The 23,579-nt window shown below is 71.4% G+C and carries 18 protein-coding genes and 1 tRNA gene; 7 read left to right on the forward strand and 12 right to left on the reverse strand.

What is annotated here, in order from left to right; genetic code table 11:
- Positions 1–46: 46 nt before the first annotated feature.
- The 7 genes from ACUYTF_RS03175 to serS form a co-directional block, all read right to left on the reverse strand.
- Positions 47–6,094, reverse strand: coding sequence for an Ig-like domain-containing protein (locus ACUYTF_RS03175; protein ID WP_449279341.1), 6,048 nt, complete (start codon positions 6,092–6,094; stop codon positions 47–49).
- Complete coding sequence (locus ACUYTF_RS03180; RefSeq protein ID WP_449279342.1) at positions 6,094–7,224, reverse strand: serine/threonine-protein kinase; 1,131 nt, start codon at positions 7,222–7,224, stop codon at positions 6,094–6,096. Before ACUYTF_RS03180 ends, ACUYTF_RS03175 begins: the two co-directional genes overlap by 1 nt.
- A 150-nt stretch (positions 7,225–7,374) precedes the next feature.
- The gene (gene rplA / locus ACUYTF_RS03185) at positions 7,375–8,064 is read right to left on the reverse strand and encodes a 50S ribosomal protein L1 (protein WP_434143152.1); all 690 of its coding nucleotides are present in this window, start codon (positions 8,062–8,064) and stop codon (positions 7,375–7,377) included.
- 12 nt (positions 8,065–8,076) lie between these two features.
- Complete coding sequence (gene rplK, locus ACUYTF_RS03190; protein ID WP_434143151.1) at positions 8,077–8,508, reverse strand: 50S ribosomal protein L11; 432 nt, start codon at positions 8,506–8,508, stop codon at positions 8,077–8,079.
- Between the two features lie 283 nt (positions 8,509–8,791).
- Positions 8,792–8,882, reverse strand: a tRNA-Ser gene (locus tag ACUYTF_RS03195).
- A gap of 84 nt (positions 8,883–8,966) precedes the next feature.
- The gene (locus ACUYTF_RS03200) at positions 8,967–9,827 is read right to left on the reverse strand and encodes an HAD hydrolase family protein (protein WP_434143150.1); all 861 of its coding nucleotides are present in this window, start codon (positions 9,825–9,827) and stop codon (positions 8,967–8,969) included.
- Positions 9,828–9,831: 4 nt separating this feature from the next.
- Complete coding sequence (gene serS / locus ACUYTF_RS03205) at positions 9,832–11,139, reverse strand: serine--tRNA ligase (protein ID WP_434143149.1); 1,308 nt, start codon at positions 11,137–11,139, stop codon at positions 9,832–9,834.
- A gap of 52 nt (positions 11,140–11,191) precedes the next feature.
- Here serS and ACUYTF_RS03210 point away from each other — a divergent pair, with 52 nt between their 5' ends.
- Entirely contained in the window at positions 11,192–12,193 is a 1,002-nt protein-coding gene (locus ACUYTF_RS03210) for a diacylglycerol kinase family protein (protein WP_434143148.1), read from the forward strand.
- 43 nt (positions 12,194–12,236) lie between these two features.
- Here ACUYTF_RS03210 and pheA read toward each other — a convergent pair whose 3' ends face one another.
- Together pheA and ACUYTF_RS03220 are read right to left on the reverse strand one after the other, a co-directional pair.
- Positions 12,237–13,238, reverse strand: coding sequence for a prephenate dehydratase (gene pheA, locus ACUYTF_RS03215; RefSeq protein WP_434143147.1), 1,002 nt, complete (start codon positions 13,236–13,238; stop codon positions 12,237–12,239).
- Positions 13,239–13,248: 10 nt separating this feature from the next.
- Positions 13,249–14,745, reverse strand: a complete 1,497-nt coding sequence (locus tag ACUYTF_RS03220; protein ID WP_434143146.1) for a helix-turn-helix domain-containing protein — start codon at positions 14,743–14,745, stop codon at positions 13,249–13,251.
- 87 nt (positions 14,746–14,832) lie between these two features.
- Here ACUYTF_RS03220 and fepB point away from each other — a divergent pair, with 87 nt between their 5' ends.
- From fepB to ACUYTF_RS03245, 5 genes are read left to right on the forward strand one after another with little or no spacing between them, the layout of a single operon-like run.
- Positions 14,833–15,834: a Fe2+-enterobactin ABC transporter substrate-binding protein gene (fepB, locus tag ACUYTF_RS03225; RefSeq protein WP_434143145.1), complete on the forward strand. Its 1,002-nt coding sequence runs from the start codon at positions 14,833–14,835 to the stop codon at positions 15,832–15,834.
- A gap of 4 nt (positions 15,835–15,838) precedes the next feature.
- Entirely contained in the window at positions 15,839–16,891 is a 1,053-nt protein-coding gene (locus ACUYTF_RS03230; RefSeq protein WP_449279343.1) for a FecCD family ABC transporter permease, read from the forward strand.
- Complete coding sequence (locus tag ACUYTF_RS03235; protein ID WP_434143143.1) at positions 16,888–17,931, forward strand: iron chelate uptake ABC transporter family permease subunit; 1,044 nt, start codon at positions 16,888–16,890, stop codon at positions 17,929–17,931. The genes ACUYTF_RS03230 and ACUYTF_RS03235 overlap by 4 nt, the downstream gene beginning before the upstream one ends.
- A gap of 10 nt (positions 17,932–17,941) precedes the next feature.
- On the forward strand, positions 17,942–18,817 hold the full coding sequence (locus ACUYTF_RS03240; protein ID WP_434143142.1) for an ATP-binding cassette domain-containing protein: 876 nt from the start codon (positions 17,942–17,944) through the stop codon (positions 18,815–18,817).
- A 10-nt stretch (positions 18,818–18,827) separates the two neighbouring features.
- On the forward strand, positions 18,828–19,658 hold the full coding sequence (locus ACUYTF_RS03245; protein ID WP_434143141.1) for an SIP domain-containing protein: 831 nt from the start codon (positions 18,828–18,830) through the stop codon (positions 19,656–19,658).
- 31 nt (positions 19,659–19,689) lie between these two features.
- Here the strand turns inward: ACUYTF_RS03245 and pgm are convergent, their stop codons facing one another.
- Positions 19,690–21,321, reverse strand: coding sequence for a phosphoglucomutase (alpha-D-glucose-1,6-bisphosphate-dependent) (gene pgm, locus ACUYTF_RS03250; RefSeq protein WP_434143140.1), 1,632 nt, complete (start codon positions 21,319–21,321; stop codon positions 19,690–19,692).
- 66 nt (positions 21,322–21,387) lie between these two features.
- Between pgm and ACUYTF_RS03255 the strand changes: the two genes are divergently transcribed.
- Entirely contained in the window at positions 21,388–22,182 is a 795-nt protein-coding gene (locus ACUYTF_RS03255) for an HAD-IIA family hydrolase (RefSeq protein ID WP_434143139.1), read from the forward strand.
- 39 nt (positions 22,183–22,221) lie between these two features.
- Here the strand turns inward: ACUYTF_RS03255 and ACUYTF_RS03260 are convergent, their stop codons facing one another.
- Positions 22,222–23,007, reverse strand: a complete 786-nt coding sequence (locus ACUYTF_RS03260) for a TSUP family transporter (protein WP_434143138.1) — start codon at positions 23,005–23,007, stop codon at positions 22,222–22,224.
- Positions 23,004–23,558, reverse strand: coding sequence for an orotate phosphoribosyltransferase (gene pyrE, locus ACUYTF_RS03265; protein WP_434143137.1), 555 nt, complete (start codon positions 23,556–23,558; stop codon positions 23,004–23,006). Before pyrE ends, ACUYTF_RS03260 begins: the two co-directional genes overlap by 4 nt.
- Between the last annotated feature and the right edge of the window lie 21 nt (positions 23,559–23,579).

Here is a 23,579-nt window from a genome sequence, read left to right on the forward strand (position 1 = left end):
CCAGGGATCGCTCCGCGTTCAGGCCGGGCCACGGCGTCGCTCGGCGTCATGGCGTCGTCGGCGGGTCGGGCGACGTTGGATCAGGCTCTGCGCAGACCGGCGCTACGAGCGTGCTGAGGGATGAGTACGCTCCCGACCAGACGACCGTGAGCTGAGCTGCGGCATGGTCGAATGATGGCGATGCCGAACCCTGAGCATGCGGTGAGATCCTGGCCAGCAGCTCCGCCGTGGTGGCGGTGGATGCGATGCAGCCGGTCAGGTCGACGGTCACGGGTCCCGGGGCGTTTCCGGTGATCTCTACCGGCTCAGAGCAGACACTGTTCTTACACTGCGCTACTGAGTAGCTATTGCCCGCTTCCACTGTGTTCGGGAACCATCGGCCAACACTTTCCCCATTTACGCGATAGTCGAGTTGGTGACCGGACGCGTTTTCAACCGTCGGCCCCGAAGTGTATTCGTATCGCGCATTCCTGTTGCCGACATTCGCCGAAGTACTGATGGTCCAGCCGGATGTGACGACCGGCTGGGGAGGCGAGCCGCCAATACTCACAAGTACGGCAGGCCTAGTCGGTGCGGGACCCCATTCGTTCTCTGCACAAGCAACAATCGAGACTTGTTGATACGTCTTCCCTCGAGCCTGAACCTCGACGGAGCCACCGGTCCCGGAGATATTCGCCCTGCACCCGTCGATTCCGGCACCGTACTTGACGGCGGAACCACCGCGGGGATCGACGCCGACCGATACTGTTGCGCTCTCACTCCCCTGCTCGGACGATTCGAACGCGACCGACACGACGGGCAGCCCCGAAACCGTGACATTCTCGGATACTTGCGAGCCTTCTGACGAGTCTCCTGGCGGCGGAGTGAATTCGCTCAGCGGAATCACCGTGAACTGACTCGAACCGACCGGAATGCCAGAGATCCTCGGTGAACCGTTCTTCCCGGAGATGGTGGTTTCTCCAGCCGCTGTGATCAGTCGGTACGCCTTGGTTCCTTGAGCGCCCGTGATGTCGAAGCGGACGGTGCCGGTATCGCTCGATTCCGCAGATACCTGTTTCGCTGTCACCATTGGGGCCGCCGGGCGTTCGTACGCCCATGCAGTCGCTGCATTCGCAGAAGGCGCCGAGTCACCAACGGCGTTGACGGCGATCGCCGAAAACACGTGCTGCTCGCCGTTATTCAGCCCCCCAACTACACACGTGAATATGCTGCCGCCTCCGGAACAAGAGGCGTTGACCGCACGCCCGTCCATGAGGAGACGCACGCCCGTGGTGGCCGGGTACGAGGCCTCACCACTCAACGTGACCGTCAAGGTAACGCTATTGCCGGTGTATCCCGTCTGCGAGATCCCAGCGGGCGGGCGCGGGATGCCCTGCGCGTCGAGCTCGATCGTGCCCTGGCCGACGCGGTTCTGCGCATCGCGCACCGTGAAGCTCGCGGTGCACGTGCCGCCGGGGCCCTGCGCGCCGTTCGGCCAGGCGACGGCGACGCCCTCGCCCGTGGATTGGAACGAGGCGACGGCGCACGATCCGGCGCTGACGCCCTCGAGCTTCAGCCCGCCGCCGCTCTTGCCCTGGAAGGGATCGTATTCGCCCGGCGCGCCGATGAGCTGCGCCTGGCAGTTCGAGCCGACGGTGCAGCTGAGCTGCACGGTCGCACCGCGCGGCGTATCGCGCGGGGCCTCGCCGACGCGCAGCGTGAGCGGCGCCCGGCTCTCACCGGCGCCGGTCACGGCGACGATCAGCGCATCCTGCGTGCCGGGCACGGCGTCGGCGCGCGCCTGCACCGTCAGCTGCCGCCCGCCGAGAGCGACCTCGAAGGCGCCGCCTCCGCCGCTGACCGAGAACGCGAGGTCGCCGACCTTGCCCTCGCGGCCGCCCTGCCAGCGCACCATGTCGGCGAGATCGATCGTCTCGGAGAAGCCCGGCTGCACCGTGCGCGTCAGCGTCTCGAGCTCGACGACGGGCGAGTCGGGCACGATCTCGATCGGGAGCGCCAGCTGGGTCCACGCCTGCTGTTCGGCGAGCTTCACCGAGATGACGCAGGTGTCGGCCCACGGCGCCTCCTTGCCCGCCGAATAGGTGAGCGACGTCGCGCTTCTCGCCTCGCAACTTGCCTGTCCGCGCTGGGTCGGCAGGGCGCCGGTCTGGAACTCGGCGCGGTCGCCGCTCGCGAGATCGATGATGTCGGCGAGGGCGATGTCGACCGATTTGCCCTCGCCGACCTTGATCGGTTTCAGGCCCGGCTTGAAGGTGAGGCGCAGCTCGTCGAGCGGAGGGATCACGAGGAAGCCGAACGACGACACCTCGGCCCCGGTCGCGTCGACTCCCGAGAGCTTGAACGGCACCCGGTCGCCCTCGGCGCGGTACGTGCCCGTGATGCGGTTGCCGTCGGCCATGAAGTTCTCGGCCGCGCTGCCCCAGACCGCCATCTTCAGCGTGCGCACATCGCCGCCGGCCCAGGTGACCCGGTCGGTGACGACATCGACGCCGCCGCGCTCGAGCTCCGCGCGATCCTTCGCCGAGAGCACCGTGTCGCGCACCATCGGCGCCTGCTGGCCGACGCGGGCCGACGTCTGCACGACGATGAGACCGTCGGCCGTGCTCGTCGTCGCCTTCGATCGCGCCGTGTAGCGGTACGACACCGTGCCGAGCTCGGCGCCGCCGCGCACCGCGATGCGGCCCTGCTTCATATCGGAGGTGTCGAGCCGCGCGGCGAGATCGCGGTACTCGGGCGACTCCGCGCCGCCCGGCACGTTGGGCACGACCTCGACGAGCTCGAGCCGGCCGTTCGCCGGGTCGACGTCGTTGTCGAGGGGCCGCACCGTCGCGGGGTCGGCGACGCCCTTCTCGAGGCGCACGTAGTCGCTGTAGGTGACGGGGGCGCCGCCCGCGGGGTCGGCCTCGGTGACGATGACGCGCAGCGTGCCCTCGGCCTTGCCGCCGAAGTCGTCGCGCACTGTGTACTTGATGGCGCGCGTGCCGGGGTCGGCGTTCGTCGACGCCGAGACCTGCACGGCCGAGCTGCGCGGGGCGAGCGTCGCGGTGAGCTGCGGGTCGTCCGAAGCGCCGACGCTCATGAGGCGCACGCGGTCGCCGTCGGGGTCGACGCCCGAGAGCGGCACCTGCGCGGTCGCCCGCTCGCCCGGCGCGACGCGCACCGTGAGCGTGCTCGGCTGCGGGTCGCGGTTGCCCTCGCGCGGCAGCACCGTCACGCGCACCTGGCCGACATCGCTCGCCTCGGGCGAGCTCGCGCTGTAGGTCGTGTAGCTCACGGTGTAGGTGCCCGGGGTCTGCGGGGCGAGGTAGCGCAGCGTGTTGCCCGAGGCGAAGGCGAGCTCGCCCGACGTGCCCGACCCGCTGATCTCGGGGTGCAGCACGAGGCGCTGGCCGGGCGGCGCCACATCATTGTCGAGCACGCGGATGTCGGCGATGTCGCCGGCGCGCACCGTGGCGGCGTCGGCGACGGCGATCGCGCCGAGCGAGCCGGTGTCGGGCACCTGGAAGACGGTGAGCCTGCCGACCGCGACGTCGTCGCCCTCCGCGATCGTGATATCGGCCGCGCCGATGCGGCCCGGCGCGCCATCGGGCGTGCTGCCCGCCACCCGCACGGTCGCATGCTCGATGACGTCGGCGCGCAGCTCGCCGTCGACGACGTTCGCGGTGCGCACGACGAGTTCGCGGCTGTTCGCCGACGGCACGGCGGCCAGTACGTCGACCGTCGAGTCGGCGAGGGGGCGTACGAAGGCGTGCAGCGGCGGCAGGCCGAGCTTCGTGCGGGCCTCGACGGCGGTCACGCGCACGTTGCCCGTGATCTCGGCGTCGGTGACGGTGTCGCGCAGGGTGAGCGCGATCACGGTCGAGCCGGCCTCCCGCGCCGTCACCGACACGGTGCCCGCGCCGGCGTTCACCGCGCTGGTGGCGCTGCCCGACAGCACGCTGGCGTCGACGAGCACGACCGAGCCCGAGCCGCCGACGACGCGGGGCAGCGGGCGGACCGCGATCGTGCGGCCGACCTCGGCGGTCGCCGCGATGGGCAGCAGCTCGGCGCGGGCATTGCTGCGCACCTGCACGCGCAGCTCGCGTTCGGTCGCCTCGCCGTGCGCGTCGGCGACGCGCAGCATCACGGAGATGTCGCTGTCGGGGGCGTTGGGGTCGACGTGGCGGATCGCGAAGCGGCCGTCGGCGGTGACGAGCACGCGCGCCGGGTCGTCGGGGTTCGCGAGCCGCGCCGACTCGAGCATCATCGGGTCGCCCTCGGGGTCGACCCAGCCCTCGAGAATCGGCATCACGAGGGTGCCGCCGGGCGCGAGCTCGGGGCTCGGCCATTCGCGCTGGCAGCCCTCGACGGGGCACCACGTGGGGGCGGTGTTCGTGCCGGGATCTGCGACGGTCAGGGTGACGCTCGCGGGCTCCGAGACGAGCACGCCGTCGGTGATGCGGTAGCTGAAGGTCGCCGAGCCCGAGGCGGCCGGCGACGGGGCGACGACGAGCGACTGGCCGTCGGGCAGCATCGAGACGGTACCGAACGCCTCGGGCAGGCCCTCGCCGAGCCCCTCGGGCACGATCGTCAGCACGTCCTTGCGGTTCGGGTCGAAGTCGTTCAGCAGCACGGGCAGCGGCGCCTGCTCGCCGGCGCGCACGCCGAACGCATCGGCGACGGCGACCGGAGGCACCTGCTCGGTCACGTCGTCGACGACCACGACGCCCTCCTGCTCGCGCGGCGGGTCGGCGAGCGACCACTGGTCGACAGGGATCAGGGTGCCGTCGGGCACCGTCCACATCATGCCCGTCTTCACCTCGGTCACGAGCGCGCTCGAGCCGTTCGAACGGATCGCGACCTCGGGGTCGCCCGGCAGCTTCACGCTGCCGTCGAGCTCGAGCGGGATGCTCTCCGCGTCCGACGACCACAGCCGCCCCTCCGACGCGCCGATCCATGCCGCGTGCCGCACCTCGCCGAGCGCGATCGGCTGCGCCGGCACCCCGTCGGCGGTGTCGGCGCGCTCGGCGGCGGCGTCGACCACCGACCAGAGCCCGCCCTCGTCGGCCACCAGCACCTCGGGGCCGGCCCGCTTCGGGCTGGCCGCCTGCAGGCGCGCAGTGCCTTCGAGGGCGAGCGCGACGGGGTCGGCCGATCCCTCGCGCCAGAGATCGCCCGTCTCGCCGTCGAGCATCGCCCACTCGCCCGCGACCGTGGTGAACTGCAGGTTCTCGGTCGGGGCCCCCTCGGGCACCTCGCTCATGCCGCGCTCGAACGCGCCGCGATCGATGTCGTAGCCGCGCACCGCCTGCTCCGCGCTCGAATACATCGAAATGCGCCCGTCGGCGTCGATCGCGACCGCATCGGCGTGGTAATCCTTCGACTGCGCGCCCGCCGCCGCATCGGCGTCGCCCTCGGCCGGTGCCTCCTGCGCCTGCTTCTCGTGCGCCAGCGGGTCGAGCTGCACCGGGTCGCCGAGCCGCGGCTCCTCGCCGGTCGCGTCGTCGCCCGCCTGCAGGTACGCGCTGAAGTACACCCGCCCGTCTTCGGTGCGGAAGACCACGCCGTCGTCGGACGACAGGATGTCGCGCGTGCCGTCGGGGGTGCGCATCGCGACCGGGCCCGCCGCGGCGCCCGAACCCTCGTCGTTCACCGCCGGCGTCGCCTCGGCGCCCTCTGCGGGCGCGCTCTCGCTCGGGGCTCCGGCATCGACCAGGTCGCCCGGCAGCGCCGGGTCGATCACCCAGGCGCGCCCGCCGCCGTGGCTCAGCACCACGCCGCTGGCCCCCGACTGCAGTACGCCGCTCGGCTCATCGACCTTGCGCACCGTGTCGATCTCGGCGGTCAGCGTGTTCACGCGCGCATACTGCCCCGCACTGCGCACCGCCCAGACCGACGGCTCCTCGCGCGGCGTCTCTCGAGCGTCGTAGCCCGACGCCAGCACCGCGATCGTGCCGATCATCGCGAGCGACACCCCGCCCGCGATCCAGCTGATCACGCGGCTGCGGGGGGCTGCACCCGCGGCTCCCTGCGCCGCCGGCCGCCCCGGCTTCACCCGTTTGCCCGGGTTCGCCCGAGCCCGCCGCTGCCGTGCCTCGGGCCTCGCCGCCGCCATCAGAAGCCACCCGCGAACGCGAACGCGACCCCTGCGACCACGAGCACCGCCACCGCCGACGCGGCGCCGATGAGCACCGGCTTCAGCACCGGCGCGCCGGCCCTGCGCTCGCGCCTCGGCGACTCCCCTGCCCGCAACCGGGCATCGAGCGCCGCGCGCTTCTCGGCGCGCGACGGCCCGCCGCCGCCCCCGTGCACCGACGACACGACCGGGCCGCGCGCTTCGCTCGTCGTCACCGCGGGCGGCACCCATGCCGATCCGACCACGTCGAGCGGCGTCACGTCGAAGCCGTAGTGCCGCTGCAGCTGCTGCAGCGCCTCTCCGAACTCGCGCATCGACCCGAAGCGCTGCGCCGGCTGCTGGGCGAGGGCGCGCGCGATGACCTGATCGAACGGCTCGTAGCCCTGCGCGCCCGGCACCGGCGCGTACCGCGCCCGCTTGATGCGGCCGACGAGCTGCGACTCGGTCTCGTGCGACCCCGCCGGGCGGGCGAACGGCGAACGGCCCGCGGCGAAGGTGTAGAGCGTCGCACCGAGCGACCAGATTTCGCTCGCGACGGTGCCGCTCGTCTGCTCGGTCACGACCTCAGGCGCCGCCCACGGAATCGACATCGCCCGGCTCGTACCCTCGCCGCGCATCTGCCCGCGCAGCGACACGATGCCGAAGTCGGCGAGCTTCGGGCGGCCGGTCGTCGCGATCAGCACGTTCGACGGCTTGATGTCGCGGTGCAGCACGCCCGCCTGATGCGCGGTCTCGAGGGCGCCCGCGAGACGCACGCCCGCGTCGAGCACTTCGGGCAACGGGCTCGGGTTGCCCTTCGAACGGTTGCGCAACGACTCGGGGCAGTACTCCATCGCGATGTAGGGGTGCCCGTCGCTCGACACGCTCGCCGCGAAGATCGACACGATCGACGGGTGGCTCGACAGACGCGCCATCGCATCGGCCTCGGCTTCGAACGCCGAGCGCGAGCTCGGGGTCGTGAAATCCTCGGTCAGCACCTTCACCGCGACCACACGGCGCGGCATGTCCTGCTCGTACTGGTACACCTGCGCGAAACCGCCCGACCCGAGGGGGCGCACATAGTTGAAACCCGAGATCCGCGGCGGGCCGACCGTCGCAGCGCTAGCCAAGGCGGTGCACCGCGGGTTCGGCCTGGCTCGAAGACATGATCCAATGCTACGACACGCGGGGGGCGGTATTCGCACGGGATCGGCGGCGGTGATCCCTGGAGCAAAGCGAGAACCCCCGCCTCGATGAGACGGGGGTTCTCGGATGACGCTTTAGAGCGCGCTGACGTCGAGCGGGATGCCCGGGCCGAAGGTCGTCGAAACGGCGCCCTTCGTGACGTACTTGCCCTTCGACGACGACGGCTTCAGACGCACGATCTCGTCGAGAACGGCGGTGATGTTGTCGTTCAGCTGCTCGGCCGAGAACGAGGCCTTGCCGACGATGAAGTGCACGTTGGCGTGCTTGTCGACGCGGAACTCGATCTTGCCGCCCTTGATGTCCTCGACGGCCTTGGCCGTGTTGGGGGTGACGGTGCCGGTCTTGGGGTTCGGCATCAGACCACGGGGGCCGAGCACCTTGCCCAGACGACCGACCTTGCCCATGAGCTCGGGGGTCGCGACCGCTGCATCGAATGCGGTGTAGCCTGCGGCCACCTTCTCGATGAGCTCGTCGCCGCCGACCTCGTCGGCGCCGGCTGCGATGGCCGCCTCGGCGGCCGGGCCGACTGCGAACACGATGACGCGTGCGGTCTTACCGGTGCCGTGGGGCAGGTTGACGGTGCCGCGCACCATCTGGTCGGCCTTGCGGGGGTCCACGCCGAGCTTGACGGCGACCTCGACGGTCGAGTCGGTCTTGGTGGAGCCGGTCTCCTTCGCCAGGGCGACGGCCTCGGCGGGAGTGTAGAACTTGTCTGCCTGGATCTTCTCGGCAGCGGCGCGGTACGCCTTCGACTTCTGTGCCATGTGCTGTACCCCTTAGCCTTCGACCGTGATGCCCATGGAACGGGCGGTGCCGGCGATGATCTTCGCTGCTGCGTCGATATCGTTCGCGTTCAGATCGGCCTTCTTCTGCTCGGCGATCTGGCGAACCTGCTCGGCGGTGACCTTCGCGACCTTGACGGTGTGCGGGGTGCCCGAGCCCTTCTGAACGCCTGCGGCCTTCTTCAGCAGCTCGGCTGCCGGAGGGGTCTTCAGCACGAAGGTGAAGGAGCGGTCCTCGTAGACGGTGATCTCGACGGGGACGATGTTGCCGCGCTGCGACTCGGTGGCCGCGTTGTACGCCTTGCAGAACTCCATGATGTTGACGCCGTGCTGACCCAGGGCGGGGCCCACGGGGGGTGCCGGGTTGGCGGCGCCGGCTGCGATCTGAAGCTTGATCAGACCGGTAACCTTCTTGGCTTTTGCCATGATTGTTTCCTTTCCTCGAACCCGCGCCGATGCGCGTGCTCTCCCGCGTCCCCGGCCGTTCCGGGGGGCGGTGCGTGTTCGCGTCGCGCGTGCTCGCGCTTTCGGGCGCGCGGACGCAAACCACATAAGCATACGCGCTGCGCCGCGGGGCTGCAAGGTGCCGGGTGCCGGGTGCCGCGGCCCGTGCCCTGCGCCCGCAGCAACGGCGAATGCGGGATTTGGTGCACAATCATCGACGGATTACGCACCAAATCCCGCATTCGCGGCCGCGTGAGCGGAAGACTGGCGGTGGGTAGGGGATTTGAACCCCTGAGACGGGGTTACCGCCTGCTTGTTTTCAAGACAAGTTCCTTCGGCCGCTCGGACAACCCACCGCGGGAAAGCTTAGCAAGGTCGGAGCGGGCCGCGCACACGGGCGAGCGCCGTCAGGGATCGCCGATCCCCGGTCGTCCGCGCGCCTAACCGAGCAGCTCGGGGAACCGCTCGCGCAGCGCGATGAGCAGCCCGTCCTCGGCGACGGACGCCGTCACGCGGCGGGCCGAGGCCTGCACCTCGGGTGCGGCCTGCCCCATGGCGACCGAGTCGCCGCGGCGGCCGGCCCACTCGAGCATGTCGACGTCGTTGTGCCCGTCGCCCGCGGCGAAGACGCGCGACCGGTCGATCTCGAGCCGCGTCGCGAGCACCTCGAGTGCGCTCGCCTTCGTCACTCCGTCGGGAGCGATGTCGAGCCACGAGTTGATGCCGACCGAGTAGGTGACGTGGGTGAGGCCGAGCGACTCGACGATGTCGAGGAACTCCTCGAGCGCATGATCGGGCGACACGACGACGACGCGCGACGCCTGCACGCCGAGCAGTTCGTCGAACGCGACCTGGCGCTGGCGCGAGGGCAGGGTGCCGGCAGGGATCGGCTCGGTGAAGAGGAACCCGCCCGACGCGAGCTCGACCGCGTACCGCGCCGTGACGAGGCGGGTGCGCAGGCGCCGGAGCGCGTCGGAGGGGTCGAAGGCCTCGACGTACTCGCGCCGGTAGCCGCGGTCGCCGAGCGCGTCGCGCTGCAGCGTCACGGCGCCGTTCGCGGCGATCACCCAGTCGGGGCGGATGCCGAGGCGCTCGACGATCGGCAGCGTCGCGTCGACCGAGCGGCCGGTCGCGATGATGACTTCGTGGCCCGCCTCGTGCAGCGTGCGGATGGCCCCGGCCAGCCCCTCCGAGATGTAGCCGTCGTTCGGGCCGCCCTCGAGGAAGTCGTGGTCGAGCACCGTGCCGTCGAGATCGAGCGCGATGATGTGCCGTTCGGCCGGCGAGACCCGCTGCAGCATGCCGTCAGCCCTGCGCCCCGCCCGAGGCACCGGCCCCGGCTCCGGCCCCGGCGAGCGGCTCGAGCACCTCGAGCCCGCCGAGGTACGGCCGCAGCGCCTCGGGCACGACGACGCTGCCATCGGCTCGCTGGTGCGTCTCGAGGATCGCGACGAGCCAGCGCGTGGTCGCGAGCGTGCCGTTGAGCGTCGCCACCGGGGCCGTCTTGCCGGTCTCGGTGCGGTAGCGGGTCGCGAGGCGCCGCGCCTGGTAGCCGGTGCAGTTCGAGGTCGAGGTGAGCTCGCGGTAGGCGCCCTGCGTCGGCACCCAGGCCTCGATGTCGAACTTGCGCGCCGCGCTCGAGCCGAGGTCGCCCGCCGCCACGTCGATGACGCGGTAGTGGAGGCCGAGCATCTGCAGCATCTCCTCCTGCCAGGCGACGAGGCGCTCGTGCTCGGCCTCGGCCTCCTCGGGCGTCGTGTAGACGAACATCTCGAGCTTGTTGAACTGGTGCACCCGCAGAATGCCGCGGGTGTCCTTGCCGTGCGAGCCGGCCTCGCTGCGGTAGCAGGTCGACCAGCCGGCGTAGCGCAGCGGGCCCGCCGCGAGGTCGACGATCTCGTCGGAGTGGTAGCCGGCGAGGGCGACCTCGCTCGTGCCGGTGAGGTAGAGATCCTGCGCGGGCAGGTGGTAGACCTCGTCGGCGTGCTCGCCGAGGAAGCCGGTGCCCTGCATGATCTCGGGCTTCACGAGCGTCGGCGTGATGAGCGGAGTGAAGCCGTTCGCGAGGGCGCGGTCGAGCGCGAGGTTCATGAGCGCGAGCTCGAGACGCGCGCCGACACCGCGGAGGAAGTAGAAGCGGGCCCCCGATACCTTGGCGCCGCGGCCCATGTCGATCGCGCCGAGCAGCTCGCCGATCTCGAGGTGGTCGCGCGCCTCGAAGTCGAACTCGCGCTTCGCGCCGACCTCGCGCAGCGTGACGAAGTTCTCCTCGCCGCCTGCGGGCACCCCGTCGACGACGATGTTCTCGATGCGCAGCGCGGCGGTCTCGAACTCGGCGTCGGCCTCGCGGGCGCGGGCTTCGGCGGCCTTCACGCGGGCCGAGAGCTCCTGCGCCTGCGCGATGAGCGCTGGCTTCTCGTCTTTCGGCGCCGACTTCACGCGGCCGCTGAATTCTTTCTGCTCGGCGCGCAGCGTCTCGAACTCGGTCAGCGCCGAGCGCCGGGCCGCGTCGGCGGCGAGCGCCGCGTCGACGACGGACTCGTCATTTCCTCGAGCGCGCTGCGAGCGCTTCACGGCCTCTGGGTCGTTGCGGAGCAAAACAGGATCGATCACCCCCCTCACCTTACCGGTGAGGCCGCAGGATTGCCCCGCTACTCTGGGATCCATGACGACGACACCGGTGGAGCGCGCCCTTCCGAACGCTGCCGTCGTCTACCAGCCGTTCAAGACCGACCTCGCGGCGCTGCAGGCCTCCGTTGCGCGGCACGAGACGCGGCTCGGGTGGGCGCCGACCCAATGGTACGAAACCGCCGAGCACGATGCGGGCCTCTCGGCGGCGCGGCGCGCGGTCGCCGACGGCGCGAGCGTGGTGCTCGCCGCCGGCGGCGACGGCACGGTGCGCGCGGTGGCCGAGGGCATGCGCGGCAGCGGGGTGCCGATGGCGGTCGTACCCCAGGGCACCGGCAATCTGCTCGCCCGCAATCTCGGCATGCCGCTCGGCAGCATCGAGACGTCGGTGCGCGCGGCGTTCACGGGCAAGAACCGTCCGGTCGATCTCGGGCTCCTCACCATCATCCGCGAGGACGAGACCGAGAGCACCCACGTCTTCCTCGTGCTCGCGGGCATGGGGCTCGACGCCCGCACGATCACCGCGACGAAGTCGAGGCTGAAGAAGCGGGTCGGCTGGCTGGCGTACGTCGACGCCGGGCTGCGCACGATGATCAAGGATCGCCCGCTCAAGATCCACTACTCGGTCAATCGCGAGCCGGCGAAGCCGCTCTCGGTGTATACGGTCATGATCGGCAACTGCGGGCTGCTGCCCGGGGGCGTGCTGCTCATCCCCGACGCCGAGATCGACGACGGCATGCTCGACGTGGTCGCGCTTCGCCCGCTCGGCCCGTTCTCGTGGCTGCGCATCTGGAACAAGATCGGCTGGGAGAACGGCGTGCTGCGCAAGTCGAAGGCGGGCCGCATGATCATCGATCTCGTCAACGATACGAAGTCGGTGAACTACCTGCGCGCCCGCGACTACATGCTGTCGGTGCCGCAGCCCGAGCCGATCCAGCTCGACGGCGACGGCTTCGGGCTCGCGGTGGCGGTGAACGGTACGGTCGATCCGGGCGGGCTCATCGTGCGCGTGCTGCCCGAATGGACGCCCGCGACCTGAAGCCCCGGGCGCACGGTCCCGCCAGGGATCGCCGAGCTTCCGGCTACTCCCCCGGCTGAGGCGCGTCGGCGCCGGCAGCTGCACCGGAGCTCGCAGGCGCACCTGCACCCGCGATCGTCTCGCGCAGCCAGTCGCGCGCATCGCGGAAGGCGTCGTCGTCGTGCGCATCGCGGTAGGTCGCGGCGACGCGGTCGGCGCGGGGGTACGAGCCGAGGAACACGACGCGGGGGCTGAAGCGCTTCACGCCGAGGATCGCGTCGGCGACGCGCTCGTCCTTGATGTGCCCCTCCGCGTCGATCACGAAGCGATAGCGCCCCATGCGGTCGCCGACCGGCCGCGAGGCGAGCAGGGTGAGGTTGACGCTGCGGGTCGCGAACTGCTCGAGCAGGTCGAGCAGCGCGCCCGGCCGGTCCTCGGGCAGTTCGACGATGAGCGAGGTCTTGTCGGCCCCGGTCGGTTCGCCGACCGCCACCACGCGGCTGACGAGCACGAAGCGGGTGACCGCGTCGGGGTTCTCGGCGAGGCCCGAGGCGAGCACCTCGACGTCGTGGTGCGCCTCGATGCCGGGCGGGGCGATCGCCGCGTCGATCTCGGCGTTCGATTCGAAGAGGTCGACCACGGCCTGCACGTTCGAGGCGGCGGGGAGGTGCTGGTGGCGGGGCACCTGGTCGTCGAGCCAGGCGCGGCACTGCCCGTAGGCGACGGGATGGCCCGAGACGACGGCGATGTCTTCGAGGCGCGTGCCGGGTCGGGCGACGAGCACGAAGTTCACGGGCACGAGGTATTCGCCGACGATGCGCAGCCCGGGGATGGTCGCGAGCGCGTCCTGCGCCACCGTGACCCCGCCGTCGATCGAGTTCTCGATCGCGATCATCGCGGCGTCGCTGAAGCCGGTGACGACGTCGTTCAGCGCTTCGCCGAGGTTCGAGACGGGGTTCCACTCCTGCCCTTCGGCCTCGGTCACCTGCTTCAGCGCGGCCTCGGTGAAGGTGCCGGCCGGCCCGAGGTACGAGTAGCGACGGGGTGCTTCGGGGCTGGGCGACATGCACACCAGACTACCGCTCGTGCGGTGCGAGCACGCGCTGCGCCGAACGGACGGGGAGCAGTGCCGAGGGTGCCCGGCATCCGACCGAGACAGGGGCGGTCCCGTGCGCCGCGCGGAAGGCCCGCGAGAATGCGGGAAGGTGCGCGTAGCCGAGCTCCCGCGACACTTCGGTCGCCGTCTCCCCGAGCCCGAGGCGGCTGCGGGCCCGGGTCATCCGCACCATCCGCGACCACGCGGCCGGGTTCTCACCGCTGCGCTCGCGCACGATTCTGTGCAGGTCTCGCTCGTCTCGCCCCAGTCGGCGCCCGGCTGCTTCGATGGTGAGATGGGGCTCGAGGGCGATGAGGCTCGCGAGCGCGGCGAGCCCCGTGTCGTCGTCTCCGACATCGGCACGCGTCGACCCCCGCAGCACCGCGTCGAATCCTCGCGAGGGGTCTGCGCCGCCCCGGTCGGTGTATGCGTCGAGCATGGCGGACACCATGTGCCAGGAGTCGATGCCGCCCACCTGGGCGGCGGCGATCGGCACGCCGATCGCCCCGGTGCGCCCGGAGCGGAACCCGACGGGGAGCAGCAGCGACCCCGGCTCGATGCCGATGTCGTTGCGCACTCCCGCGGGCAGCACGACGGCCTCTCCGGCGCGGAGGCGCAGCTCACGCCCGCCGATCGCGATCGTTGCGGATCCGATGGCGACCCAGACTGCGACGTGCCCGCCGTTCACGCGGGCCCAGGTGCGGTGGGCCCGACGACGCCACGCCGGGGAGACGACGAGTTCGGACACGGGCTCCTCGGCGTCCGGGGAGCGACGCCATCGCCCCGGGGTCGTTCCCACGACCTCGGCGAAGCCGCGCACGAACGCGGCGCTGCTGCGATACCCGACCCGGTGGGCCACCCACTCGATGTCGCGCCCTTCGGCGAGCAGCTCCGCCGCCGTTCTGGCCCGCGCACGGCGCACCCAAGCGCTCAATGTGAGCCCCGTCTCGGCCGCGAAGCGGCGCTGCGCGGTGCGCACGCTCCACCCGGTGACGGCGGCTTCGACCGCGCTCGCGAGATCGAGGTCGGGGTCGTCGGCCAGCATCTCGGCGAGGTCCTGGAGTTCGGGCGACGCCGGGGCGGGCGGGGCCCAGAGGCCGTGGCCGACGCAGCTCCGCGTCGCGTCGCGCACCCGCACGCCCGGCTCGGAGCGGGCCGCGTCCGCGTGCGCCGCATCCAGGTGGCCGAGCGCGCGAGCGAATTCGTGGAGGAGGCCGGGGAGGTGCGCCGGAGCCACGTCGACGATCGCGGGCCGAACGGGTCCGGTCGATGCGGCGGGCACGGGGACGACGATCGCCTCCGACGAAGCGCGCACGTCGACCGTCGTTCCGGCGGGAGCCCAGAGCGCGGTCCCGCTCCGGACCAGGTGGCGGTCGCCGTTCGCGATGATCCTCGCCGAACCGCGCAGGACGGCGTACAGCAGGGGCTCCGGAAGTCGCGTCGCTCGGGGTGGTAACACGGTGTCGTTCTCAATCAACAGATGTAGGCAAGGGTTGGCTAACTTGATAGTACCGCGCGGTGATCCGACCGCGCCCAGAACCCCACACCGCCCGGAGGTCCCCGCATGGCGAGACACCTGTCTGCCCTCATCGTCGCCGCTGCTGTCGCAGCCCTGCTCGCCGGATGCGGCGCATCCGGCGAGGCCGCCCCCGCATCCGACACCGCCACAGGCTCGGCCGACACCGCGGGCTGGCCCCGCTCCGTGGAGCACGAGCTCGGCACCGCCGAGATCCCCGAGAAGCCGCTGCGCATCGTCTCCACCTCGCCCTCGATCACCGGAAGCCTGCTGGCGATCGACGCACCGCTCGTCGCCTCCGGCGCTGCAACCGTGACCCCGCTCACCGACGACCAGGGCTTCTTCACTCAGTGGGCCGAGACCGCCGAGGAGCGCGGCGTCGAGGTCGCCTACACGAACCTCACCCTCGACATCGACGCCGTCGACGCATTCGAGCCCGACCTCATCATCGGCTCGTCGAACGGCGGCGACGCCACGGGCGACGCCTACGAGCAGCTCTCGGAGATCGCACCCACCGTGATGCTCGACTACAGCAGCATCACCTGGCAGGAGCTCACCACCGAGCTCGGCGAGATCACGGGCATGGAGGCCGAGGCCGCCGAGCGCATCGCCGAGTACGACGACTGGGTCGCCGAGCAGGCGCAGCAGATCTCGCTGCCCGAGCAGCCCGTCACCGCCCTCGTCTACATGGGAGCCGACGGTTCGTGGGCCTTCACCGCCGACAGCCCCCAGGCCGAGCTCCTCGCATCGCTCGGCTTCACCTACGAGCCGGTCGCAGCCGAGTACCGCGCCGATGACCAGAGCGGTCGGGGCGTCGACGTGGTCACCAGCGAGAACTCTGCGGCGGGCCTCGCCGGAGCCGAGACCATTCTCGCGGTCGCCATGGGCGGCGGCGATCCGGTCGCCGACTTCGTGGCGGATCCGCTGCTCGCCAATCAGCCCGCGGTCGCGAACGATCGTGTCTTCTCCCTCGGCACCCAGTCGTTCCGCCTCGACTACTACAGCGCCAAGCTGACCGTCGAGCTGCTCGTCGACACCTTCGCGGGCTGAGCCGATGGCCCTGACGGTTCGAGCCGAGAGCGGGGCGGCGAGCGAGCACCGCCCCGCTCCGGCCCGCGGCACCGCGGCGCTGATCGCCGTCGCGGGGATCACGCTCGCGGTGTCGGCGGTGCTCGGCCTGGGACTCGGCTCGAACCGGATCGACCCCGCGACGGTGGTCGCGGCGCTGACGGCGTACGATCCCGCCGACGATGCCCACCTCGTCGTCGTGCAGTCGAGACTGCCCCGAGTCGCCCTCGGGATCATCGTCGGCGCAGCCCTCGGCCTCGCCGGCGCGCTCATGCAGTCGGTCACCCGCAACCCGCTGGCCGACCCCGGAATCCTCGGTGTGAACGCGGGAGCATCACTGCTCGTGACCATCGCCATCGCCTATCTGGGGGTGACGGGCATCAGCGGCTACATCTGGTTCGCGTTCCTCGGAGCGGCCGCCGCCGCGGTGGTGGTCTACCTCCTCGGATCGGCGCGGCGCAGCGCAGCGACCCCCGTGCGGGTCGCGCTGGCGGGCACCGCCGTGAGCATCGTGCTCGGCGCCGTCGCCCAGATGATCCTGATCAGCAACGAGACCTCCTTCAACACCTACCGGTACTGGGTGGTCGGCTCGCTCCAGGGGCGCGGGGCAGAGGTGATCCTCACCGTGCTGCCCTTCATCGCGGCCGGCATCCTCGCCGCCCTGGTGCTGATCGGCCCGCTCAACGCGATCAGCCTGGGCGACGAGACGGCCGCGGCGCTCGGCACGCGCGTCGCCGCCGGTCGAGCGGGAACCGCCCTCGCGGTCGTGCTGCTCGCCGGATCGGCCACGGCGGCGGCCGGGCCCATCGGCTTCATCGGCCTCGGCGCTGCGCACATCTCGCGCCGCTTCACCGGCAACGAGCACCGCCGCCTCATCCCTGCGGCGACCCTCGTCGGCGCGGCGCTGCTCGTGGCCGCCGATACGGCGGGCCGCGCCATCGTCGCGCCGTCCGAGTTGCAGACGGGCATCGCAGCCGCACTCTTCGGCGGCCCGCTCTTCATCGCTCTCGTGCGTTCGCGACGGGTGGCATCGCTGTGAGCGCGGCTGCGCTCCCCGTTCCGAGCGGCCGGGTGCTGCGCGTCGGCCCGCTGTCGCTGCGCGTGCGGCCCCGGGTGATGCTCGTCGGCGCGATCCTGCTCCTCGTACTGCTCGCGATCGTCACAGCGTCGCTGCTGATCGGTTCGCAACGGCTCGGCTTCTCCGATCTGTCGGCGGTCGTCACGGGTGAGGCGCGTCCGTCGCTCACCCGCTCGGTGCTGGGGCGACGTCTGCCGCGCGCGCTCACCGCCGCGCTCGTCGGCGCGCTTCTCGGAATGAGCGGAGCCGCCTTCCAGTCGCTCTCGCGCAATCCGCTCGGCTCCCCCGACATCATCGGATTCACCTCGGGGGCCGCGACCGCTGCGGTGTTCCAGATCGTCGTGATCGGCGGCGGCATGATCGCCACAGCGGTCGCGGCGGTGCTGGGCGGCATCATCACGGCGCTGATCGTCTACCTCCTCGCCCGGCGGGACGGGATCACGGGCGGGCTGCGTCTCGTGCTCGTCGGCATCGGGGTGGGCGCGGTCGTCAGCGCGATATCGGCGCTGCTCATCGCGCGCGCCGACATCGACGATGCGCTGCTCGCGCAGCTCTGGAGCTCCGGCTCGCTCACGGGCCGCGGTTGGCCGCACGTCTGGGCGACCCTCGCGGCGCTGGCCGTGGTCGGCCCGGTGCTGCTGCGGCTCGGCCGCGATCTCGCGCTCATCGAGATGGGCGACGACAGCGCGCACGGCGTGGGCGTGCAGGTCGAGCGCACCCGATTCGTCGCCGTGATCGTCGCGGTCGCCGCCGCCGCGGCCGCGACCGCTGCGACGGGCCCCATCGCCTTCATCGCCTTCGCCGCCGGACAGATCGCCCGCCGCCTCGCGCCGGTGCCGGGCGTGCTGATCGGGCTCTCCGCCCTCATCGGCGCCGCGCTGCTCGCGGGCGCCGACCTCCTCTCGCAGGACCTCGATGTCGGGCTGCGCACACCCGTGGGGCTCGTCACGAGCGTGCTCGGCGGCCTCTACCTGCTGTGGCTGCTGGCCCGCCGCATCTGAACGGACCCTCATGGCTGAACATGCTCTCACCGCCTCCCCTCCGATCGCGGACGCGACCGTCCCGCCCGACCGCAGCCCCGCGCCCGCGATCCTGTCGGCGCGGGGCCTCACCGTCGGCTATGGCGGGCACGAGGTCGTCTCCCGACTGGATCTCGCAGTACCGACCGGGGGGTTCACGGTGATCATCGGGCCGAACGGCTGCGGCAAGTCGACGCTGCTGAGATCGCTCTCGCGCATGATCCGCCCGAGTCGCGGATCGGTGCGGCTCGACGGGAGGGATCTCGCCGCTCTGCGCGCCAAGCAGATCGCGCGCCGCGTCGGCACGCTCGCGCAGGCGCCGACCACGCCGGCCGCGATCACCGTGGCCGACCTCGTCGCGCGCGGCAGAACCCCCCACCAGGCGCTGCTGCGGCAGTGGAGCCGCGATGACGAGCGCGCCGTCGCGGCCGCGCTCGACGAGGTCGGCATGACCGCTCACGCCGACCGTCTCGTCGAGGAGCTGAGCGGCGGGCAGCGGCAGCGGGCCTGGCTCGCGATGGCGCTCGCGCAGGAGACCCCGATCCTGCTGCTCGACGAGCCCACCACGTACCTCGACGTGGCCCATCAGATCGACGTGCTGGATCTGTGCGCCCGCCTGCACGAGGAGGGTCGCACGCTGGTGGCGGTGCTGCACGACCTGAATCTCGCGGGCAGGTACGCATCTCATGTCGTGGCGATGCGCGACGGAGCGATCGTCGCGCAGGGCGCGCCCGACGAGGTCATCACGGTCGAGCTGCTGCGCACCGTCTTCGACCTCGACGCGCGAATCATCCCCGACCCCGAGACCGGGCGGCCGCTCATCATCCCGCGCGACCGGCGCGCGGCTCGACCAACCCCGACAGATTAGAGGAGAACCCATGCCTTCCCAGACCCCGCTGCACCGATCCGCCGCGATCCAGTCCGACGACCACAATCGCGGCCTGGTGCTGGGCACCGCTGCGGTGCACGAGCTGCACGAGATATCCCCGTTTCTCGTCCGGGTCGTGCTCCGCATCCCCGACCTCGCCGCAGAGCCGCTCTGGGAGCGACCGAACACGGCGCTGCGGTTCTACCTCGACGACCGCTTCGAGGCGACCTCCCGGGTCTACACGGTGCGCTCGGCCGACCCCGTGGCGGGCACCGTGGAAGTCGACGTGGTGCGGCACGGTGCTGCGAGCCCGATGATGCGCTGGCTCGAGACGCTGCAGATCGGGGACGCCGTGCGGTTCGGCGGCCCGCGCCCCCACTTCACGATCCCCGACCTCGACGGACGGGAGGCTCTGATCTTCGCGGATGCGACCTCGCTTCCCGCGCTGTACGCGATCCTGCAGCAGGCGGACGAGTCGCTGACCGGGCGGGGCTGGGTCGCGACCGACGACGCGACGGCGTTCGCGGAGCTGCCGCAGCTGCCCGGGCTGCCGCTCCGCCGGATCCGGCCCGGCTTCGGGTTCGGCCCCCAGCTCGCCGACATCGCGGACCCGTCTGCCGCCGTGGTCTGGGGCGCTGGAGAACGCGATGAGATGCGCGAGGTGCGGCGGTTCTTCCGCACCGAGGCGGGCCTCGCGAAGGAGGACGTCGCGGTCTTCGGCTACTGGAAACGGGGCGCCACCAATACGCAGATCGACGCTGAACGGCTCGCCGCGTACGAGAAGGTCCTGGCGTCGGGAGGCACGGTGACCGAGCTCGACGATCTCGCGCTCCCGATCTGACGACGGGGTCGGCGCCTCCTTCGCGCTCGGCTCAGCCGAGCACGCGGGCGACGAGCGCCTGCGCGGCCTCCTGCACCAGCGCGAGGTGCTCGGGGCCGCGGAACGACTCGGCGTACACCTTCATGACGTCTTCGGTGCCCGAGGGGCGCGCGGCGAACCAGGCGTGCTCGGTCTGCACCTTGAGACCGCCGATCGCGGCGCCGTTCCCCGGAGCCGTCGTGAGGATCGCGGTGATCGGATCACCCGCGAGCTCGGTGTCGGTGACGTCCTCGGGCGCGAGGGCGCCGAGGCGCGCCTTCTGCTCGGGCGTCGCGGGCGCGTCGATGCGCGCATATGCGGGGGCGCCGAACCGCTCGACGAGCTCCCGGTAGCGCTCCGACGGCGATTGGCCGGTGACCGCGATGATCTCGGCGGCGAGCAGGGCGAGCAGGATGCCGTCCTTGTCGGTGCTCCACGCGGTGCCGTCGAAGCGCAGGAACGAGGCCCCGGCGCTCTCCTCGCCGCCGAACACGACGGAGCCGTCGGCGAGGCCGGGCACGAACCATTTGAACCCGACCGGCACTTCGAGCAGCTCGCGGTCGTGCGCGGCGACGACGCGGTCGATCATGCCCGACGAGACGAGCGTCTTGCCGATCCCCGCCGAGACCGGCCAGTCGGGGCGGTGCGAGAGCAGATAGTCGATCGCGACCGCGAGGTAGTGGTTCGGGTTCATGAGGCCGGCGTCGCCCGTCACGATGCCGTGGCGGTCGGCGTCGGCGTCGTTGCCGGTGACGAGCGGGTACAGCGAGCGGTACTCGTCGACGGTCGACATGACGTGCGCCGACGACGGGTCCATGCGCACCTTGCCGTCCCAGTCGAGGTGCATGAACCCCCACTGCGGGTCGACGCCCGGGCCGAGCACGGTGAGATCGAGGTCGTAGCGGTCGCGGATCGCCGCCCAGTAGGCGACGCTCGCCCCGCCGAGCGGGTGCGCGGCGAAGCGCACGCCGGCCCGCCTGATCGCGTCGATATCGATGGCCTCGCCGAGCGACTCGACGTAGCCGCCGAGGAAGTCGTAGTGGCCGGCCTCCGCCGCCGAGCCGCGGGCGATCCCGGCGCCCGATGCGAGCAGCTCGTTCGCGCGGGCAGCGATGCGGTTCGTCGCGCCGGTGTCGGCCGGGCCGCCGTGCGGCGGGTTGTATTTGAAGCCGCCGTCGGCCGGCGGGTTGTGGCTCGGTGTGATCACGATGCCGTCGGCGCGGTCGGGGTCATCGGCCGCGCGATCGCGGTTATGGCTCAGGATGGCGTGGCTGAGCGCCGGGGTGGGCACGAAGATCTCGTCGCCCGTGCCCGCGGCGGCGAGCACCTGCACTCCCGCCGCGACCAGCACCTCGCGCGCCGTCTCCTCCGCCGGGGCCGACAGCGGGTGCGTATCGGAGCCGATGAAGAGCGGGCCGCGGATGCCCTGCTCGGCGCGGTACTCGGCGATCGCGAGACTGATCGCGGCGATGTGCGCGTCGTTGAACGACGCCTGCAGCGATGACCCGCGATGGCCCGAAGTGCCGAACACGACGCGCTGCGCGGCGACCGACGGGTCGGGCACGACTTCCGCGTACGCGGCCAGCAGCGCCTCGACATCGATCAGTTCATCGGCCGGAACCGGCTTGCCCGCTCTCTCATGCATACCCCTAGTCTGCCAGGGCGCGGCGCAGGACTCCCGCCGTTCACACTGCGGCGATACGCTGGAGGCATGACTGAAAGCGCACGCGAACGCCGTTCCGCCATCGAATGCTGGCTCACCGATATGGACGGGGTGCTCGTGCACGAGGAGCACGCGATCCCCGGCGCGGCCGAGCTGCTCGCCCATTGGAAGTCGCACGAGATCCCGTACCTCGTGCTCACCAACAATTCGATCTTCACGGCCCGCGATCTCTCGGCCCGGCTCGCGGCGAGCGGCATCGAGGTGCCCGAGGATCGCATCTGGACGAGCGCGCTCGCGACCGCCGCGTTCCTGAAGCAGCAGCAGCCCGGCGGCACGGCCTACGTCGTCGGCGAGGCGGGGCTGCACACCGCGTTGCACGACGCCGGCTACATCATGACCGAGTCGAACCCCGACTTCGTGGTCGTCGGCGAGACCCGCAGCTACTCGTTCGAGGCGATCACCAAGGCGATCCGGCTCATCGACCGGGGCGCCCGCTTCATCTCGACGAACCCCGACGCGACCGGGCCGAGCGCGGAGGGTCCGCTGCCCGCGACGGGGGCGATCAACGCGCTCATCACGACGGCGACGGGCAAGACGCCCTACGTCGTCGGCAAGCCGAATCCGATGATGTTCCGCTCGGCGCTCAACAAGATCGGCGCGCACTCGCACAACACGGGCATGATCGGCGACCGCATGGACACCGACATCGTCGCGGGCATGGAGGCCGGGCTGCACACCGTGCTGGTGATGACAGGGATCGCCGACCAGCGCGAGATCGAGAAGTTCCCGTTCCGCCCCGACGAGGTGCTCGGTTCGGTGGCGGAGCTGCTGCCGGAGGCGTAACCAGGGCCTCGACAGGGATCGAGCGCACCGGCGACGCCTCTACTGGTTCCGCAGCCTGCGCACGAGCATCTGCCCGAGGACGAACGCGAGGTAGGCCGAGAAGGCGACGTTGCCCCAGAACGGGTCGATGACGACCGCGAAGAGGTTTCCGACCGGCACGAACAGGCAGGCGGCGACGCCGACGAGGGCCGCGGCGCGCAGGTCGACGTTCTTCCGCCGGAGGTTGCCGAGCGTGCCCGAGATCGACCCCGGGATCATCATGAGCAGCGACGTGCCCTTCGCGGCGAGGTCGTCCGCGCCGAAGAAGAACATGAGCACGGGCACGACGACGGCGCCGCCGCCGATACCGAGGATGCCCGACATGACGCCGGTCAGCAGGCCGGTGAGCACGAGCATCGAGATCGTGAGCGCCGTGAGCTCGATCTGGTCGCCGCGCTGCGGCACCACGAACCACAGGCTCACGATGATCACGGCGAGGAACGCCATGAAGCCCCACTGGATCGCGCCGAGCGGCAGCTTCGCGAGCAGATGGCTGCCGATCTGGGCGCCGATGACGACGCCGACCGCGAGGCAGAGCGCTGCGATCCAGTCGACGTGCCCCTGGATCGCGTAGGTCGTCGCGCCCACGACGGCCGTCGGCAGGATCGCCGCGACCGAGGTGCCCGCCGAGAGCTTCTGCGGCATCGACAGCCAGATGGCGAGCGCGGGCACGATGATCGTGCCGCCGCCGATTCCGAACAGGCCCGAGAGCAGACCGCCCGCGACCCCGACGAGGATCAGCGGGAACACGGCGGGCGCGCGCCCGGGCACCGCGGCGGCAGTCACTGCGGGTCGAGCCCCAGATCCGCGAGGCCGATCGCGTAGCGGTACTCGTAGCCGGCCGCTTCGATGCGCTCCTTGGCGGGCGCCTGGCGGTCGACCACGACGGCGACGGCCGCGATCTCGGCGCCGACCTTCTCGAGCGCCTCGATGGCCTGCAGCGGTGAGCCGCCGGTCGTCGAGGTGTCTTCGACGACGATCACGCGCTTCCCGGCGAGGTCGGGGCCCTCGACCTGGCGGCCGCGGCCGTGATCCTTCGGCTCCTTGCGCACGACGAACGAGTCGTACACCTCGCCGCGGGCGACGCCCTGGTGCATGATCGCCGAGGCGATCGGGTCGGCGCCCATCGTGAGGCCGCCGACGGCGACCACGCCGTCGACGTCGCCGATGAGGTCGAGCATCACCTGACCGATGAGCGGGGCCGCGCGGTGGTCGAGCGAGAGCTTGCGCAGGTCGATGTAGTACGTCGCCTTCTTGCCGCTGGTGAGGGTGAAGTCGCCGTGGAACACGGCCTCCGAGGTGATGAGGTCGATGAGCTGTTCGCGTGCCGAAGTCATGTCACCGATTCTAGATGACGG

The sequence above is a fragment of the Leucobacter sp. GX0328 genome (assembly GCF_053567315.1).